At 49.5% G+C, this 17,397-nt stretch carries 16 protein-coding genes; 11 read left to right on the top strand and 5 right to left on the bottom strand.

Features of this window, described 5'->3' with window-relative positions; all coding sequences use genetic code 11:
- Positions 1–35 precede the first annotated feature (35 nt).
- The 8 genes from CLOEV_RS13825 to CLOEV_RS13790 all read left to right on the top strand — a co-directional run bounded on the left by CLOEV_RS13825 (position 36) and on the right by CLOEV_RS13790 (position 7,979).
- Positions 36–779: an SDR family NAD(P)-dependent oxidoreductase gene (locus tag CLOEV_RS13825; RefSeq protein WP_034444444.1), complete on the top strand. Its 744-nt coding sequence runs from the start codon at positions 36–38 to the stop codon at positions 777–779.
- 93 nt (positions 780–872) lie between these two features.
- Positions 873–1,820: an AEC family transporter gene (locus tag CLOEV_RS13820; protein WP_034444442.1), complete on the top strand. Its 948-nt coding sequence runs from the start codon at positions 873–875 to the stop codon at positions 1,818–1,820.
- A 240-nt stretch (positions 1,821–2,060) separates the two neighbouring features.
- Positions 2,061–3,635 carry an acyl CoA:acetate/3-ketoacid CoA transferase gene (locus CLOEV_RS13815; RefSeq protein ID WP_034444440.1) on the top strand — a complete coding sequence of 525 codons (1,575 nt, stop codon included), beginning with the start codon at positions 2,061–2,063 and terminating at the stop codon, positions 3,633–3,635.
- Positions 3,636–3,647: 12 nt separating this feature from the next.
- On the top strand, positions 3,648–4,601 hold the full coding sequence (locus tag CLOEV_RS13810; RefSeq protein ID WP_034444437.1) for a nitronate monooxygenase: 954 nt from the start codon (positions 3,648–3,650) through the stop codon (positions 4,599–4,601).
- Between the two features lies 1 nt (position 4,602).
- Positions 4,603–5,040: a MaoC family dehydratase gene (locus CLOEV_RS13805; protein WP_034444434.1), complete on the top strand. Its 438-nt coding sequence runs from the start codon at positions 4,603–4,605 to the stop codon at positions 5,038–5,040.
- Positions 5,041–5,088: 48 nt separating this feature from the next.
- Positions 5,089–6,108, top strand: coding sequence for a TRAP transporter substrate-binding protein (locus CLOEV_RS13800; RefSeq protein ID WP_051485120.1), 1,020 nt, complete (start codon positions 5,089–5,091; stop codon positions 6,106–6,108).
- 93 nt (positions 6,109–6,201) lie between these two features.
- Positions 6,202–6,711 carry a TRAP transporter small permease gene (locus CLOEV_RS13795; RefSeq protein ID WP_034444432.1) on the top strand — a complete coding sequence of 170 codons (510 nt, stop codon included), beginning with the start codon at positions 6,202–6,204 and terminating at the stop codon, positions 6,709–6,711.
- Positions 6,708–7,979 (top strand): TRAP transporter large permease, encoded by a 1,272-nt coding sequence (locus tag CLOEV_RS13790; protein WP_034444430.1) that lies wholly within the window; start codon positions 6,708–6,710, stop codon positions 7,977–7,979. Before CLOEV_RS13795 ends, CLOEV_RS13790 begins: the two co-directional genes overlap by 4 nt.
- Positions 7,980–8,028: 49 nt before the next feature.
- Here the strand turns inward: CLOEV_RS13790 and CLOEV_RS13785 are convergent, their stop codons facing one another.
- A complete protein-coding gene (locus CLOEV_RS13785; RefSeq protein WP_034444428.1) occupies positions 8,029–8,946 on the bottom strand; it encodes a LysR family transcriptional regulator in 918 nt (305 codons plus the stop codon).
- Positions 8,947–9,491: 545 nt separating this feature from the next.
- Here CLOEV_RS13785 and CLOEV_RS13775 point away from each other — a divergent pair.
- Entirely contained in the window at positions 9,492–10,904 is a 1,413-nt protein-coding gene (locus CLOEV_RS13775) for an ATP-binding protein (RefSeq protein WP_034444425.1), read from the top strand.
- Between the two features lie 49 nt (positions 10,905–10,953).
- On the opposite strand, the gene hisD is transcribed toward CLOEV_RS13775, so the two are convergent.
- On the bottom strand, positions 10,954–12,222 hold the full coding sequence (gene hisD, locus CLOEV_RS13770) for a histidinol dehydrogenase (RefSeq protein WP_034444422.1): 1,269 nt from the start codon (positions 12,220–12,222) through the stop codon (positions 10,954–10,956).
- Positions 12,223–12,451: 229 nt separating this feature from the next.
- Between hisD and CLOEV_RS17205 the strand changes: the two genes are divergently transcribed.
- Positions 12,452–12,853, top strand: a complete 402-nt coding sequence (locus tag CLOEV_RS17205) for a BRO-N domain-containing protein (protein ID WP_218915527.1) — start codon at positions 12,452–12,454, stop codon at positions 12,851–12,853.
- A gap of 62 nt (positions 12,854–12,915) precedes the next feature.
- Complete coding sequence (locus CLOEV_RS17200) at positions 12,916–13,350, top strand: hypothetical protein (protein ID WP_218915526.1); 435 nt, start codon at positions 12,916–12,918, stop codon at positions 13,348–13,350.
- Positions 13,351–13,535: 185 nt separating this feature from the next.
- Here CLOEV_RS17200 and CLOEV_RS13760 read toward each other — a convergent pair whose 3' ends face one another.
- The 3 genes from CLOEV_RS13760 to CLOEV_RS13755 all read right to left on the bottom strand — a co-directional run bounded on the left by CLOEV_RS13760 (position 13,536) and on the right by CLOEV_RS13755 (position 17,366).
- On the bottom strand, positions 13,536–15,455 hold the full coding sequence (locus CLOEV_RS13760) for a sensor domain-containing diguanylate cyclase (RefSeq protein ID WP_034446056.1): 1,920 nt from the start codon (positions 15,453–15,455) through the stop codon (positions 13,536–13,538).
- Positions 15,456–15,634: 179 nt separating this feature from the next.
- Positions 15,635–15,772, bottom strand: a complete 138-nt coding sequence (locus CLOEV_RS16600; protein ID WP_084482434.1) for a GTP-binding protein — start codon at positions 15,770–15,772, stop codon at positions 15,635–15,637.
- A gap of 136 nt (positions 15,773–15,908) precedes the next feature.
- Positions 15,909–17,366, bottom strand: coding sequence for a Na+/H+ antiporter NhaC family protein (locus tag CLOEV_RS13755; protein ID WP_034444420.1), 1,458 nt, complete (start codon positions 17,364–17,366; stop codon positions 15,909–15,911).
- Positions 17,367–17,397 lie beyond the last annotated feature (31 nt).

Below are 17,397 nucleotides of genomic sequence, written 5' to 3'. Positions count from 1 at the left end.
GAAATTCCTCGTCTGTCTAAGGAGATGTATTGTTTATGAGAGTAAAAGATAAGATCGCGATGTTCATCGGCGGCGGCTCCGATATCGCGACGGCCACAGCCGTAAAATTCATCGAAGAGGGCGCCACCGTCATCCTCGTCGACTACGACAAAAGTGTTTTTGAGAGGGTGAAAGACGCCTACGCGGGCAAAGAGGATAAGGTGCGCGAATATGTGGCCGACGCCCGCAAATATGAGGAGATAGAGGCTGCCGTGGAGGCTGCGATGAAAGAATTCGGACGCATAGACATCCTGGTGAACTGCGCCGGCATCCTGATACACAAGCCGATAGACGTGCTGACGATACAGGAATGGCAGGATGTGATAGACATCAACCTTACGGGGATATTCAACTCCTGCAAGGCGGTCACTCCCGGAATGAAAGAGAGAAAGTACGGACGCATAGTCAACATCTCCTCCATCGGCGGCCGCACCGGCCGTCCCGGAGTAGGTGTGAACTACGCCGCGGCAAAGGCGGGGATCGTCGGTCTGACCCAGACGCTTGCACGGGAGCTTGCCCCGTGGGAGATAACCGCCAACGTCATCGCGCCCGGACCACTCAAGGGGCGTATGTTCTTCGGCATGGAGCAGCATCTGATCGACGGTTTGATAAAGAACATCCCTCTTGGGCGCGTCGGCGAGATGGGCGAGATCGCCTACGCCATCCTCTACCTCGCCAGCGACGAAGCCGCGTGGACGACAGGAGAGGTACTCGACGTCAACGGCGGGGCCTATATTTAGGGAACCACAAAAGCGTTGTTCACGCAATAAGAATCCAGACGGGAGCCCGGGCCGGCATCGGCGGGCTCCTGCCTTATAGATTGGAGTATACCGATGGATACGTTAATAAGGGGTTTTGTCCTGATACTTCCGCTGGCCCTTCTCCTGACGGCGGGAAACCTGCTTTTCAGAAAGGGGTTCATCACGCCGGGCGATATCGCGACGCTCTCTAAATTTCTTTTTTGGATAATTTCACCCTCGCTTTTGTTTCGCAACGCCTTTCAGATAAATGAGAATATGCGGACGCAGACTTCCTTTTTCTGGGCCGTCGTCTGTTCGGCGCTGCTGGCGATGCTGGCCGCCTACGCCGCGGAGCGCTGGCTATTCCGCGTAAAAGACAGACGCAGGGTCGCCCTTACCACCGCGGCGGCGATGCGTCCTAATACCATCTACGTGGGGCTGCCGACCGTCCAGACAGTGATCGGGAACCAGGCGATCGGGCTGCTCGCGCTCTACATCGCTGTCGCGATGCCGCTCTATAACCTTCTCTCTCCGTTCTCCAGCGAGCTGATACTGGCGCGCCGCGGCGACATGCGGGGCTTTTTGAAAAATGCCGTAAAAAGCATCCTGAAAAATCCCATGGTAATGTCGCCGGTCTGCGGCATCCTCCTAGTGTCGCTGGGTATGAAAACGCTGCCTCCGACACTGGACAAATCACTGCAAATGGTGGGAAACGCGGCGACCGGCATGGCTCTTCTCACTTTAGGGGCGTCGATAGAGGTCGGCCGCGCGAAAAAGGCCTTCGCATCCTGCTGGCGCGAAGTGCTGATGCGGCTCTTCATCCATCCGGCGATACTCTATTGCTGCCTGAACGCCGCGGGTGTCGACGCTGCGCTGAAAAACGTCGCCGTACTCGTCACTGCGACGCCGACCGCGGTGACCCTCTTCGTCCTGGCAAAAGGCATCGGCCTCGACGGCAGCCGCGCCGCGGAAATAACCGTCCTTACCACGCTGCTCTCCGCCGTGACGATCCCGATGTGGATAGCGTTTTTGGGAATATGACATTTATATAAAAAGCCCATATATCGGAACACAAAGTGGATAACTGTCCCTATGACGTTCACCCGTTGTTTGATTAAGGGTGGGCGCCTAAATTTTTCTGATTGATAAGCACTGCTTAATTAAATTATTAATTATGACTGAATTGACTTAACGCTTAAAAATCTATATCCTTATAGCCGTAATTCCGGAGCAAACTATAAAAAATAAACTAATCAAAGATCTTAAGGAGACGGCGTTAAGATGGCATATGTTGGCTTTGTTCCCAAAATTTCCGCTGAAGAAGCGGCGTTATATGTAAAAGACAATGATGTAGTGGCTTTTTGTGGCGCAGGTGGAGGTATAACGGAAGCAAGTGTTCTGATTGATGCGCTTGCAGAACGATACAAAAAGACATCTCGTCCTAAATATTTGACCTTCTGGCATTCCACCGGGCTTGGCGACAGGGCAGATAAGGGAATGTCCCCACTTGCCCAGAAAGGGTTGGTAAAAAGAGTTATCGGCGGACATTGGGGGCAGTCGCCTCGTTTGGCTGACATGGCCGACAGAAATGAAATTGAAGCATATAACTTGCCAATGGGGGTCATGACAAGTCTTGTAAGGGCCGCAGCCGCAGGGCAGCCTGGAATTCTTACCCATGTAGGACTGGGGACATTTCTTGATCCAAGAAATCAAGGCGGGAAACTCAATGATGTTACAAAGGAAGATCTAATCACTCTGACGAAAGTTGAGGGAAAAGAGTTTTTGCTTTATAAGTCAGTCTCGCCAAATGTAGCGTTTATTCGAGGTACGACTGCGGACACAGAGGGGTACATAACAATGGAAGATGAAATTACCTTTGTTGACAATCTTGCCGTTGCTATGGCTACCCACAATAACGGAGGCAAGGTCATATGCCAAGTGCAAAAGGTCGTCAAAGCAGGGAGCCTTCACCCTAAAGACGTGCGTATTCCTGGTTACCTTGTGGATGCGCTGGTCGTTGTACCTGATCAGCCTCAGCTTTACAATGCCCCTCTCAATAGGTTTATGTCAGGAGATTATGTTGAGGATTTTGCCGCAGACAGTTTTAAAATACCGTTGAGCGAGCGAAAAGTCATAGCGAGACGCGCTCTTATGGAGATCACCGCTGGCGATATTGGCAATGTAGGGGTAGGTATTGCAGATGGAATAGGTGTTGTTGCCAGGGAGGAGGGGGTGAGTGACCAATTCACGCTAACGGTGGAAACGGGACCTATTGGTGGGGTTTCCGCTCAGGGAATATATTTTGGAGCAAGCATAAACATGAAAGCGGTCATTGATATGCCGTCCCAGTTTGATTTTTATGATGGCGGAGGATTGGATATATGTTTCCTGAGTTTTGCTGAAGTTGACAAACATGGTAATGTTAATGTTCATAAGTTTAATGGAAGGGCTATGGGGACGGGAGGATTTATCGATATTTGCCAGAATGCCAAGAAAGTGGTATTTTGTGGAACTCTCACCGCAGGGGGCCTAAAAGTGGAACTTAATGATGGTATCGTTCACATTGCTAAAGAGGGGCGATTTGTTAAATTTGTTGATTACCTGCCCGAGATAACATTTAATGCGGCTAATGCGATGAAAAATGGCAGGCAGGTCATATACATCACGGAACGTTGTGTCTTTCATCTTGTGGACGAGGGAATCGAGTTGATTGAAATTGCCCCAGGTGTCGATATGGAGAAGGATATTTTTCCTTATATCGGATTCAAGCCAATCGTATCGAAAAATTTGCGAACGATGGATGAACGCCTTTTTAAAGATAAACTAATGTCCGTAAAACTAAAAACAAGGTATTAGGAGGATTGGTTAATGAGAACAAAACTTACGCGGCTTCTCGGGATCGAATATCCGATATTAATGGGAGCGATGGCGTGGATAACGACAGCAAAACTTGTTGCAGCCGTTTCTAACGGCGGAGGGGCTGGCGTGTTAGGATCAGGCGGGCGCGATGACAGCTGGGTACGCGATCAGATACGGGAAACTAAGGAGCTTACAGATAAGCCATTCGGCATAAACGTTTCATTAGAGACGACGCCTCTGCGCGATAAAATAGTTGACGCGATAATAGATGAAGGAATCAGTTTTGTTACCCTTGGCGCCGGCGATCCGCGTCCATTTATTCCCAAGTTTAAGACGGCAGGTATAAAAGTGGTATGTATAATACCAAATACGAAGCTCGCAAAACGTATTGAAGCGGCAGGGGCAGATATGATCGTGATTGAAGGGATGGAGTCCGGCGGGCGCATCGGCAACCTGACGACGATGGCGCTCATGACCAACGTGCTTCCAGAAGTAGGGCTTCCAGTTGTTGTCGCTGGAGGAATAGCGGACGGGCGTGGTTTAGCCGCTGCTTTGATAATGGGAGCTTGCGGCGTACAGATAGGAAGCCGCTTCCTGCTCTCGGAAGAATGTGAAAGCCACCATTCCAATGCTCAGGCAATAATTAATGCGACGGATACAGATTCCATAACGACGGGATGGTCACGCGGCATGGGAATGAGGGGACTGCGTTCTGCATTTTCTGATAAGTATCTTGAGATGGAGGTCTCCGGAGCGCCGCTTGCGAGATTAAATGAATTTGCCACTGGGTGCAGCCGTAAGGTTGCCGAGGAGGGAGTCGGCCCTGATGGCATGAACGGTATTGTGCAGTGCGGCGAAGGGCTTGTGCCTCTTCGCAGGATACAGCCGGCGGCAGAAATAATCCGCGAAGTTATTGAAGAAGCTGAATCGCTTCTAAAAACGGCTCCGGAGCTGGTGAAGTAGAATGGATAACCTTCAACTGCCTTTCAATATCGGAGATACCTGCTCTTTCAGTAAAACATTGACAGAGACCGATGTGTATCTTTTTGCCGGAGTTACGGGTGATTTCAGTAAAATGCACACGAACGAGGCATTCATGCGCAAAACCAGATATAAAACGAGAATGGTACACGGAGTGCTTACCTTCGCCATCGGGGTGACTGCGTCTACTTTGATTCAGGAGCAGGCCAGCTCTCCGATGCCCAGCGTCTCTTATGGCTTTGATAAGCTTAGGTTCATACGCCCGGTGTTTTTTGGAGAGACCGTGACCGCTGTGTATACGATAGACGAGTTGGATAATGATAACCTTAAATCCTTTGCGAAACTTGAAGTTTTTAATGAAAAGGGGGAGGTTTGTGTGGCGGCACGCCACATATTGAAATTTTTCCCCATGGAAGAGTAAATATATATTTTTGCAGTCAACATCAAATATAAAAGGAGCGATTGTGTAATGAATAAGTTATTTTGCAGGTTTGTGGTATTTTCTCTGGCGGTTTTCTTCGCGCTCACCTCTTCTTCTCAGGCGTATGCGGCAAAGCCGATCGTGTGTAAGATGGCATTAACTGTCGGTAAGGAACATGCCTATGCAATAGCTTACCAGCGTATGGCGGATCTCATTGAAAAACGTACTAACGGGGCCATAAAGGTTGAAATGTTCTATGACGGCCAGCTTGGTTCAGACAGAGAGGTATTTGAGGCGCTGCAGTCTGGCGGGGTACAGGGAACGATGGTTTCAACGGGGACGCTCTCTCCTTTTGCTAAGAAGTTGATGGTTTTTGACCTTCCCTTCCTATTCCCCAATCGTGACGTCGCCTTTAAGGTGCAGGAAAGCAAGGTCGGAGAAGAACTTCTCCATGCCATAGACGGTTCAGGTGTGACGGCTCTCTGCTTTTGGGAAAGCGGCTATTACTGGCTGACAAACAATAAAATCAATATTGCCACGGTAGAACAGCTGAAGAATATCAAAGTTCGCTCCCTTGAGGCGACTACCCATCAGGATACATGGAAAGCCCTTGGAATGTTGCCGACAGTTATGCCTTTCGGTGAACTTTTCACGGCCTTACAGCAAGGGGTCGTTGACGCCCAAGCCAATACTATTCCAAATATTGTTACGACAAAAGTCTATGAAATACAAAAAAATATAGCTGAATTCCCGATCTTCTATCACACAATGATGGTCCTTTTCAGTGATAATTTTCTTAACAAGCTGACTCCTGAGCAGAAAAAAATCGTAAAGGATACGGCACTTGAAGTCAGGGATTGGCATAAGCAGAATAACGGAAAAATCATAAAAGAAAACATAGCCATGCTTAAGAAGAAGGGCAACACCTTCACGAAATTCTCTCAGGCTGAACTCGATAAGGCTAAGAAGATATGCGCTCCAGTATATGATAAGACGGCGAAAGATGTCGGCGGCGATCTTGTAAAACGACTGACGGCCGAAGTGGCTAAGGTTTCTAAGAGCAAATAGCCTGTACCGCCGCCTTGAAACGCGCATAGGCTGAATAACTCCCACCTATGCGCGTTTCCCTTTTTGCTACAGTCGTGGAAAGAGAGGTAAATAATGAGATTTTTCTTAGGAAGCATGAACTGTATAAATAAAATTGTTAAATTTCTAACAATAATCATGCTTTTCATCGCGTTGATAGTCATTGTTCTCCAGGTGACCTGCCGTTTTCTTCATATCCCATTGGGCTGGACGGAAGAGTTAGCACGATATCTTATAGTTTATGTCGTGTATTTTGCGGCAAGCCTGGCTGCCAGAGAGGGACTACTGACGCGGCTCGAAATAGCGGTGGCGGTGTTATCATCTAAAGGATATTCTAGGCATATGCTTAACCTATTATTTAATGGGATTGCCGGAATATTTTCTATTTTTTTCTATGTAGTAGTTATATTCTGCACCACATATACTTTAAGAATAACCAGGGGCCAGGTCTCCGCGGCACTGGAGATTCCAATGTATATACCCTATCTTGGAATCTATGCGGGGAGTTTTTTGTTGACGCTGAATACGATCGCTTCGTTCATAGCTCCGGAAGAATCTTCTGTGGAAGGGAGTCTAAGTGAATGATATACCTTGTAATTTCTTTTGTGGCACTCTTTCTGCTGACGGTCCCTATCGCCGTTTCTATAGGCCTATCCTCTCTGACGATGATCGTACAGATGGGAATGCCGGCGGCCCTTGTCGGGCAAAGGTTATTTGCTTCGCTCGATTCCTTTCCGCTGCTTGCGATACCGTTCTTTATACTTGCCGGGGCTATCATGGAGCAGGGCGGTATATCAACGCGCATGATAAACTTTGCAAATACCTGTGTTGGTGATACAAAGGGCGGGCTTGCCATCGTTACCATAATAGCCTCCATGTTCTTTGCGGCGGTCTCAGGATCCGGAGCGGCTACTGCCGCCGCCATAGGTTCCATAATGATTCCAGCCATGGTCAAGAAAAGTTACGATGTGCGTTTTGCCTCCGCAACAACCGCGACTGCGGCACAAATAGGAGTCATAATACCGCCGAGCATTCCGATGGTCCTTTATTGTGTGGGTACCAATAATTCGATAAGCAAGCTCTTTATAGCGGGAGTTGTGCCGGGAATATTTATCGGATTGAGCCTAATACTGTATGCCGTCTATGTCTCAAAAAAAGAGGGGTATGCCGGAGACCGGCGCTACAGTTTACGTGAAAAGTTGGAGGCGTTCCGCAGCGCTGTATGGGCTCTTTTGATGCCGGTGATAATACTCGGCGGAATCTATTGCGGGATATTTACTCCGACGGAAGCGGCAGCCGTTGCGTCAGCTTACGCGGTGGTTGTGGGGTTGTTTATTTACCGGGATATCAACTTCAAAGATTTACTGTCGATATTTTATAAAGCCAGCATAACAATTGCCGTCGTAATGATAATACTCTCAACAGCGGGGCTCTTTGCATATGTTCTTACCATGAATCGTATTCCCCAGCTGGTGGCAGATTTCTTCCTCAGCCTGGGAGGCAATAAATATGTGTTTTTGTTGCTGATCAACATTCTGTTGTTCTTCTGTGGAATGTTCTTCGACGGAGGTCCCGTTATGATAATACTTGCCCCCATACTTGCCCCTGTGGCGGTGTCTTTGGGAGTGGATCCTATCCATTTCGGCATCATCATGGTCTGCAACAGCGCGCTGGGACAGATAACTCCTCCGTTTGGGGTGAATTTGTTTGTGGTCTCTCAGGTGGCAAAAATAAAAATGGAGAACATGATAGGCAATCTCATACCATATATACTGATTGTAGTAGCTGATGTTATGGCAATAACTTATATACCGGTTATAAGTATGGCATTGCCTAAATTTCTTGGAATGTAAATATAACAAAGCGAACAGCCTGGCCGGCAGGTTTTCGCGGCCGGGCTGTCTACAGAAGCATAGTTTTACGCGCTTCCGCCCACTGGATACAAAAAGACTTGAAATTTTCGAGCGCTGGTGACAATTTATCCTTTAGCGGAAGAACCAAATTTAATGTTCTAGGAATGTGTGGCCTAAACCTTACACAGGTTATGTCATGGATTAAGTAGCTAACAGCAACCGTGTAAGAGGCAGAAGAAATTCCCAGCCCCTCGGCGACAAGGCCAAAGCGTGTTAAATTTGACATTGCGTGAAATTTGACTTTTGGTTCAAATCCTACGGTCTTACATGCAGTCATCATGTCTACGTAAGCTCCCGATGACGGGTCCTGCATTATGAAATCTTCATCTTTTGCTTCAATCAAATCTATGATTTTGCGAGATGCAAACGGATGATTAGAACTTGTTACTAGAACCAACTCGTCGTGAACTAGCGGGAGTTCCTCGATTTGCATGTCATGTTTGTTCTCGTTAGCGGCAGCGGTATATGTACTGAAAGCCGCGTCAATAATTCCACGTTCCAGCATATCTTGCAGGTCAATACATTCCGCTTCATGTAAATCCAGCGTTATATCCGGGTATGTTTTTTGGAAGGCTCCGATAACGCCTATTAGTCCAAAAGGACCTATTGCCGGAAATATACCCAGGGAGATGACGCCGGATTCTGCTCCAACGTATTTGTTCATAGAGGCGTTTATTTTATAAATAGAGGCTATCGTATCCTGTGCATAATGGATAAATTCTTTGCCCGCAGGAGTCAGGTTGATGCTGCGAGTTGTGCGTTCGAAAATAGTTACGCCTAATTCTTTTTCGAGTTTTTTCACCTGTTGCGACAGGGCGGGGGGCGTAATACACAATTCATAGGCCGCACGGACAAAACTCCGGTTCTTCGCTACGGCAAGCGCGTATTTCAGCTGATGTATTTCCAACGGTCGCCACCTCCTAAATAGAGCCACTGACTCATTATGGACATTATTCATTTATGAGTCAATGGTTCTTGACAGGCCTTAATCTCCAAGTTCTCGAAACGTTCCTTTGAAAAGGGTCGTCAAACTCCGCCAGAAAATTATGGACAGTGCTCTTTAAAGGGATCCTGCATATCAGCGCTTGAAGTACTTTGTCGCCTTTGATTCGTCCCATGCCGTCTGCAGAATCGCTCCCGAGAATTTGCATAGCGGCTACGCTCTCAACGATTTCATGGTCTGACATAGCCTGCCTTGTTTTTGTGTTTTCAATGCCTATTGATTCATAATAATAACACCTCACTGGTTTATAGTATTTCTTTCGCTGGACATATCATAAACCCTGCGCTAACAACGCAACAGTGAGGTATTGTTGTTTTTTGTGACGTGGTGAACTTGGAGATTAAGGCTGTAATTCAGTTGTTGCAAATTTTGCAGCAACCGCTCTCTTGCTGTTTGTCTCGTACTGAATTACGAGTATAATAATCGTAATTCAGTACGGAGGTGGAGCGATGTTTGTTGGACGCCAAAAAGAGCTGGGAACGCTTGAAAATTTATATAAAAATGAAAACTTTCAGATGGCGGTGGTCTATGGTAGGAGGCGGATTGGCAAGACGACATTGCTTAACCGCTTTGTTGAAGGGAAACCCGCTGTTTTTTTTACGGCGCAGGAAGCAAATGACAGCCTTAACCTTGCTGGGTTTTCAAAGGCGGTCTATTCATTTTTCAAAATTCCGCTTACCGCCGGGGGTTTTGAAAGTTGGGAGGATGCCTTTTGTTTCCTTGCTGAAAATGCGGAGAAAAAACGCTTTATATTGGTCTTTGACGAATTTCCGTATGCGGCGGGGGCCAACAAATCGCTTCCTTCGATATTGCAGAACGCCATTGACAGGTATCTAAAGAATTCAAAGATTTTTATCCTGCTTTGCGGAAGTCAAATCAGCTGGATGGAGACGGAAGTTCTTGGGGCGAAAAGTCCGCTTTTCGGCAGAAGGACGGCGCAGATAAAGCTGGAGGGTTTTGATTATCTTGACGCGGCCTGTTTTATGGATGGCTTTTCCAACGAAGACAAGATAAAGTTATATGGATGTCTCGGCGGAACGCCTCATTATCTGGCTCAGATCGACAGGGCTCAATCCTTTGAAGATAATATCAAAAGACTATTTCTTGACACGACCTCATATATGTATGCCGAACCTATGATGTTGCTGCGTCAGGAACTGCGGGAGCCCGCTCTTTATAACTCTCTGATGAGTGCCATTGCCTCGGGAGCTTCGAAGCTTAATGAAATTTCCACAAAAATCGGGGAAAGCTCGGCTAAGACGATAAAGTATATTCATACCCTTTCGTCTATGAATCTGCTTCGCAAAGAAGTTCCATTCGGCGAGGACGGAGAGAGAAGCAAACGCGGCGTTTATGCGATAACGGACAACGCCTTTCTTTTCTGGTACAGGTTTGTATTTCCAAATCGCCCGATAATAGAAAGGGGCTTCACGGCGGAGATCGCACCGCGAATTTTAGCCTCTATCCCCGAGCATATCGGCAAGCCCTGCTTTGAGGAGGTCTGCATGCAGTATTTGATTCGTGCCGCTCTTGCGGGCAGCCTTCCCTTCACGCCTTTGACCTTTGGCCGTTGGTGGGGAAATGATCCTGTAAAAAAATGTCAAACGGATATAGATGTCGTCGCGGCGGATGATTTCAATAAAAAGCTCATCGTCGGTGAGGCGAAATGGCGCGAAAATGAGAATATTTCGGCCTCCGACGCGGCATGTTGGATGAGGAGGGAATATCTTTTCCCCGGCTATTTGGAACGCTATTATTATCTTTTTTCTAAAAAGGAGTTCTCGCCCGCCCTTTTCAGTCTGGCGAAGGAAAACGCCAGACTGAAATTGGTCACGCTTGATATGATGTTCCCCGGCAACTAAATGGTCATCTAAGCGGCCGCACTGTCACAGCGAATGCCGCCGTATGATTTTATCTTCTCTTCATCCTCGCCGCGGCGGCTTTGGCGTGGGCGGTGAGGCCTTCGGCTGTGGCCATCGTCTCGGCGGCGGGGGCCAGTTTGGCCGCGCCCTGCGGGGTGATGTGTTGGAAGGTGCAGACTTTGAGGAAGTTCATCACCGAGAGTCCGCCGGTGTAGCGTGCCGCGCCCATCGTCGGCAGGGTGTGATTCGTGCCCGCCACATAGTCGCCGAAGACTTCCGCTGAGCCCTCGCCGATGAAGAGCGAGCCGTAATTGCGCAGCGAGCCCATCAGCGCGAAAGGTTCTTTCACGTTTATCTCGAGGTGTTCTGGGGCGATCATGTTGGCTATCTCCGCCGCCTCTGTGAGTGAATCGGCGATTATTATTCTGCCGTTGTCATCCCATGACTTCGCGGCGATCTCCGCTGTGTCGAGTTCCGCAAGCTGGCGGAGCACTTCGGCTGCCGTTTCGCGCGCGAATTTTTCCGAGGTGGTGACGAGGATTCCCGCCGCGTCATAGTCGTGCTCTGACTGCGCGAGGATGTCGGCCGCGACGACGGCGGGCGAGGCGTTTTCGTCGGCGATGACAAGCACTTCGCTCGGACCGGCGATGAAATCTATTCCGACCTTGCCGTAGACCTGGCGTTTGGCCTCCGTAACATATTTGTTGCCGGGGCCGACGATCATAGCCACGGGAGCGATCGTTTGGGTGCCGTAGGCGAAGGCGGCGATCGCCTGCGCGCCGCCGACGGCGTAGACCTCGTCCGCGCCCGCCGCCTTCAGCGCCGCGAGCGTCGCGGGATGGGGCAGCGCGCTGCCGCGCATCGGCGGTACGGCGGCGCAGACGCGCGGCACTCCCGCCGTCTTCGCCGGTATCACGAGCATAAGCGCCGTGGAAAAGAGCGGGTGATTGCCGCCGGGAACGTAGCAGCAGCAGGAATCGACCGGTATCACCGAATGGCCGAGAAAGACGCCCTCTTCTACTTCGACTTCGCCGAGCGGCCAGAGGGAATCCCTCTGCAGTTCCGCGAATTTCCTGATGTTTGCCGCCGCGCGCTCGATCGCGGCGCGCAGTTCCGGCGATGTTTCGTCATAGGCGCGGTCGAGCTCGCTCTGCGGCACAAGGAAGGAGGAGGCCGCCTGCCCGCCGAATTTTACGTTGTAGTCGGATACCGCCGCGTCGCCTTCGGCGCGCACGTGTTCGACGATCTCTTTCACCGCCGTGAATACGCGCGAGTCCTGCGAGAAATTTGTTGCTTTGGTTTCTTTATAGTATCTCATATCGATCACTCCGTTGTTATCCAGCTATTATGCTAAAGCGACATTATAACATAGAATATAAAAAGTGTTCCCTTAGGGTTTTGACGGATACTTTGCAAACGTGTCAGCAATTGTCAAGGTATATATCATCCCGCGCTGAGCGTATGGCGTATGGCTGATAAGGGGTGCTGAAGGGGACAATATATGCGATATAATGAGACCCTCCTTCGAAGGAGAGGTTGGCGCCGACATGGAAGAACAGAGAGACAATATCCGGCTCTTTGAGGATAAACGCATTCGCACCGCGTGGGACGCGGAAATGGAAGAATGGTATTTTTCAATTGTGGATATAATTGCAGCTTTGACAGAAAACCCTAATCCTAACACATATTGGCGCGTAATGAAGAAGCGCCTGAAAGATGAGGGCAATGAAACCGTTACAAACTGTAACGCTTTGAAAATGACGGCCGCCGACGGCAAGAAACGCTTGACCGACGTCGCAGATACGGAGCAGCTCTTGCGTATCATTCAATCCATCCCCTCTCCCAAAGCTGAGCCGTTCAAGATGTGGCTGGCACAGGTCGGCAGAGAGCGCATTGAGGAAACAATAGATCCCGAACAGACCATTGCCGTGCCCTTGAAACCTATGTAAAGAAAGGTTATACGCGGGAATGGATCAATCAACGGCTGCAATCGATCCAGGTGCGTAAAGAGTTGACTGATGAATGGCATGAGCGCGGTGTCCAGAAAGATCTGGAATACGCAATCCTTACCGACGAGATTACCAGTGCATGGTCGGGAATGTCCACAAAGCAATACAAGCGCCTGAAAGGACTAAAGAAAGAAAACCTGCGCGATAACATGACGACGACTGAGATCGTTCTGAACATGCTTGCGGAAACCTCAACGACCGATGTCTCCAAAGCGGAGCGGCCGCAGGGTTTTTCTGAAAATCAGCGGGTAGCGGCGAAAGGCGGCGAAGTTGCCGGAATTGCAAGACAAGCGCTTGAAGAGAGAACCGGAATGCCCGCCGTCACCGCTCAGAAAGCGCCCGATTTCAGGCAGCTTGTCACTGATATCGTAGTGGATGCGGCAGCATTGCCGGAGAGAGCCGTATCTGAAGAAAACGGCGATAAAAGGGGCGGCTGAGAGTTCCATAACGTAGCGAGCGGCTTCTTCTCAGGTCATGAAAGTAAAAGAAAATACGCCGGCGTTCGCATGAAGTTAAGCAAAGCACACAAAATCAAAGATTCCGGCTCTATGTTCCTGTGAAGTGACAGGGGGTTTATGTCCTTTGATGCAGTTGTCATGCTGGCACGTACAAAAACATCATTTTATTCCTCCCGCGGGAGATGGTAGATCGTGAAGCGGTCTCTCCCGTGTTCCTTGCTCAGGTAGAGGGCGGCGTCCGCGTTGCGGTAGAGCGAGTCGAAATCGTTTCCGGCTTCGGGATAGAGGGCGGCGCCGATGCTGGACGAGACCTTGTAAGCGCGGCCGTCAATAGTTATGTCGTTGTGCAGGTATGTCACGAGGCGTTCCAGTTTGTCATTCAGCCATTCTTCACCGGAGATATCTTTCAGGAACACCATGAATTCGTCGCCGCCTATTCTGCCGCATACGTCATCCTCGCGGAAATGAAATCTCAGCTTCGCGGCGATCTCCCGCAATACGCCGTCGCCGACGGCGTGCCCGTAGCTGTCGTTGATCTGCTTGAAATGGTCGACATCGATCATCAGCAGCGCATGGGCGGCGGCAGGGTCCGTCTCTTCCAGTATCTTACAGATGTGCGCCTTTGTGGCGGATTTGTTGAGTATCCCCGTAAGCGGGTCGTTCTGCGCCATTCTCAGCATTCCCGCCTCGCGCTCCTTTTCCGCGGTGATATCCTGACGGTAGGCGATCATGTGCACGGACTTGTCGGAGTCCCAGTAGAAAATCTTCGCCCTGATGCGCATCCAGCGCCAGCTCTCCCCGCCATCGGTGATCATAAAATCATAGAAGAGTTCCGAACGCCCGCTTTGATAGGCGTTTATCACATTTTCCGGCGTGAAAGCGGCGAGATAACCCTGCGCGAACTCTTCTTTGATCTGGTTTTGCGCGATTACCTTGAGCGCCGCGCTGTAGGAAACATCTCCGTCCCTCCCCAGGCTTTCAAAATAACGTCTGGTGCTGTCGCCGTTGGCGCAGTCTTTGGTGATATTCAGCTCGAAGACATTTTCATACAGACCCTCTGTGGCCTCGCGCAGCAGGTTTTGATATTCAAGCTCCTGTGAGACGGTCAGCTCAAGTATCTTTTTGTTATAACGGATAATGAGCCAGTTGATGATGTATAGTATCAGCCCTGTGATCAGCATGGTCACGACAAACCCGAGCAGGAACTGCCGCACGAACCGCCGGTGTATCTGCCCCGCGTCCTTCTCGACCAGCAGATGCCATTTCAGTTCCGGTATATAGCGAGCCGCCACAAAGATCTCGTTACTGCCGTCTTTGGTCCATAATATCTGCGGTTTCTTTTTTTCTCCGAGAACGCTGCCGCGGGAGGCGGCGTAATGAGGCGAGTCAAAGAGGCTGGCTCTGTTATCGCCGGTCTCTTCCGAGGATATCTGGATCGTGCCCTCTTCGTCGACCAACATGGCGTTGAGGCCGTACTGCCGGTCATAGGAGCGCAGCAGTTCCTGCAGGTTGCGCACGCGCATGCCGACGCCGACGACGCCCATGATCGCGCCGTCGCTGTCTTTGATCTTACAATTTACGAAGACGGTGATCTCGTCTCCGGCCGCCTCGTCGTTGTCCACGTTCAGGTAATAATCGGACTTATCTTTAAGGAAGTTGTAGTACCATGTGTTTTCCCGATTGTCCGGCGTCAGCACCCTGTCCAGGCCGTTGAAGTGGTAGTAGCGGTGCGTGCGTGTCGAAATCAAAAAGACCGAATCATAGCCATATTGTTTCTGGTAGGCGTGGAGGTAATTTTGCAGCTGGGCGAGATATTTTCTATCGCCGAGATGGTCGCCCTCCCTGGTGAGGAGCAGCTTCAGCAGGCTGTCGTTGGACATCGTCAGCGACACGTTCAGCGGCCTGGAAAAGAAGGAGTTGATCTGGTAATAGATACTCTCCGCCGTGAGAGTTGAGACATGCTCAAGGCTTTTTTTCATCGCCCCGGTATTGGAGTGATAGCCGATCAGCGATACGATCACGAAACCGGAGAGCAACAGGGTGCAGATTATCAGGTTTGTGCGGAGCAGCAGATGCTTCTTCATACGATATCCCATGTTCCCTTCGGCGGCGGCGTGATCCGGCATTCTTTACAAACAGGCAGTTCCGCTTGATTTGGGCCATTATACACTACGTATATATATGGATACCAGGCGAACATGCTGAAAAGGGCGGGAGTGAGGCATCTCACGCCCTTTTCATGGAACGGCCTCGGCGCCTGGCGTCACCGCTTAGCGAACATCTCCGTGACCCGTTCCAGAATGCCGTTCAGCTGCGCGATGGCGACGCCGTAGTTGGTGATCGGCACGCCGGCCTCCTGCGCCTCGATGATGCGGCTCATCAGCTGTTTGCGCGTGAACATGCAGCTGTATTACGTGGTGGTATGTGTCGGATTGTAATTGTTCTATATGATATGACACAAACAACTTGATAAAAAAGTGTTTGTGTCATATCGGCCATTTAAATTGACAGATGGTGCGGCGAACAGCTAATCATTATCATTGTTTGGCAATATTCTTTTTTAATTGGACCTCTGGTTCCGAGGGCAATTTAAATAGCGGTATGTACCTATCCCATCCTGTGATAGTTAGCACCATCATTGATACGCAAGCTATCATAGGGTAAAAGTTATAGGAAATTATCGCCATAGGCGTGAAGTTATACAAGGGATAAACTGCCATTGCAAGCCCTGTAAAGAAAATCATGTAGCCGTGCCACGGGATAAGTTGGGATCCAAGAACTCCGAACGCATCGGACATGGTTGCATTGCGCAGGCGAAGTGTGTAGAGATCTTTTTCGCTTCCCTGTACGTTTTCTTCGACCATTTCTTTTATGACTGGGCCTACCGTCACAATTTGCCCTGTACAATCTCCCAGAGCGGCATTGCATAAGAGGCAGAGAATGCCGTTGTTGAATATCAGGGTTCTGACATTATGCGCGGTGAGCAGAATTAATTTTGAGATTGGCTCGAAAGCATTCATCAGTTTCATTATACCGCCAAATGCGCCGGTCCACATTGACATTGCGACAGACCATGACCCCGCATCGGCGAAGCCTTTTGTGACAAGAGCCAGATATGATGATATTGATGGAATTGTCCCGGCCATCAAACCGAACAACAAGGCAGAGAACAATCCAACGAAAAGGCACGGCAGTGTTGAAATTCCGTATACGGCCATTCCGATGACAAGAATAAGCGGTACTATCATATACATAGGAACACCGTTTTTAACTTGTTCCAAAAGAGCTACCGCGGAAGGCCGTTTAGTTTTTAGAACATCCCATATTTCCGGGGGAATTGCAGATACTGCCTTTGTCGCATCGGACGGAGTATTTGAAAGTCCCATGGCGCTTGACATAAAATAGAAACACAGTGCCGCCACAAGGAGGCAGAGAAGCGACCATACTACCTGATGGCGAACTCTGTCAATGACCTCGACATCTTGAATGCCAGAGCTTAAAACGGTCGTATCGGAAATGAGCCCGATATTATCGCCAAAACACGAACCTCCGGCAATGGCGGCGACAGTAAGGATGGGACTTCCGCCTGTTATGTGGCTGAGCCATGCGAAAACTGGAATGCACGCAGCAAAGGTTCCCCATGATGTGCCGGTTGCCGCAGACAGAACCGATGTCAGAATCAATGCTACCGTTGCGACAGTTTTTCCTGTTACGCCAAGGTTCATTGTAATGTTTATTATCGAGGCCCCTACCCCTGTCGCCATGAAAACCTCTCCCATGGCATAGGCTACCATCAGCAGAAAAAATATCATCATCAGCCCTTTGGCGTTTTCAACAGCGGCATCTATTGTTTCTTGAACACCCTTGTGGTCCAAGACAATTGCCAAAACGGCAGCGAATACGGTGGCAATCGGAGCAGCTATCAGTATATCCATTCCATTTAAAAGCATCGCAACGAGAGCAAGAATAGGCGTAAGCTTTAACAAGGCTGCCATAGTCGTATACCTCCTTAAATTATATAGATTA

Source organism: Cloacibacillus evryensis DSM 19522 (genome assembly GCF_000585335.1).
In the GTDB taxonomy this organism is placed as follows: domain Bacteria; phylum Synergistota; class Synergistia; order Synergistales; family Synergistaceae; genus Cloacibacillus; species Cloacibacillus evryensis.
Note: the sequence above shows the minus strand (reverse complement) of the source record. Positions and strands in the feature narration are given on the sequence as shown.

What these genes read in the sequence shown, in the direction of transcription:
- CLOEV_RS13825 (WP_034444444.1), top strand. Translation starts at nt 36, where the DNA reads ATGAGAGTAAAAGATAAGATCGCGATGTTCATCGGCGGCGGCTCCGAT.
- CLOEV_RS13820 (WP_034444442.1), top strand. Translation starts at nt 873, where the DNA reads ATGGATACGTTAATAAGGGGTTTTGTCCTGATACTTCCGCTGGCCCTT.
- CLOEV_RS13815 (WP_034444440.1), top strand. Translation starts at nt 2,061, where the DNA reads ATGGCATATGTTGGCTTTGTTCCCAAAATTTCCGCTGAAGAAGCGGCG.
- CLOEV_RS13810 (WP_034444437.1), top strand. Translation starts at nt 3,648, where the DNA reads ATGAGAACAAAACTTACGCGGCTTCTCGGGATCGAATATCCGATATTA.
- CLOEV_RS13805 (WP_034444434.1), top strand. Translation starts at nt 4,603, where the DNA reads ATGGATAACCTTCAACTGCCTTTCAATATCGGAGATACCTGCTCTTTC.
- CLOEV_RS13800 (WP_051485120.1), top strand. Translation starts at nt 5,089, where the DNA reads ATGAATAAGTTATTTTGCAGGTTTGTGGTATTTTCTCTGGCGGTTTTC.
- CLOEV_RS13795 (WP_034444432.1), top strand. Translation starts at nt 6,202, where the DNA reads ATGAGATTTTTCTTAGGAAGCATGAACTGTATAAATAAAATTGTTAAA.
- CLOEV_RS13790 (WP_034444430.1), top strand. Translation starts at nt 6,708, where the DNA reads ATGATATACCTTGTAATTTCTTTTGTGGCACTCTTTCTGCTGACGGTC.
- CLOEV_RS13775 (WP_034444425.1), top strand. Translation starts at nt 9,492, where the DNA reads ATGTTTGTTGGACGCCAAAAAGAGCTGGGAACGCTTGAAAATTTATAT.
- hisD (WP_034444422.1), bottom strand. Translation starts at nt 12,222, where the DNA reads ATGAGATACTATAAAGAAACCAAAGCAACAAATTTCTCGCAGGACTCG.
- CLOEV_RS17205 (WP_218915527.1), top strand. Translation starts at nt 12,452, where the DNA reads ATGGAAGAACAGAGAGACAATATCCGGCTCTTTGAGGATAAACGCATT.
- CLOEV_RS13760 (WP_034446056.1), bottom strand. Translation starts at nt 15,455, where the DNA reads ATGAAGAAGCATCTGCTGCTCCGCACAAACCTGATAATCTGCACCCTG.
- CLOEV_RS16600 (WP_084482434.1), bottom strand. Translation starts at nt 15,772, where the DNA reads ATGTTCACGCGCAAACAGCTGATGAGCCGCATCATCGAGGCGCAGGAG.
- CLOEV_RS13755 (WP_034444420.1), bottom strand. Translation starts at nt 17,366, where the DNA reads ATGGCAGCCTTGTTAAAGCTTACGCCTATTCTTGCTCTCGTTGCGATG.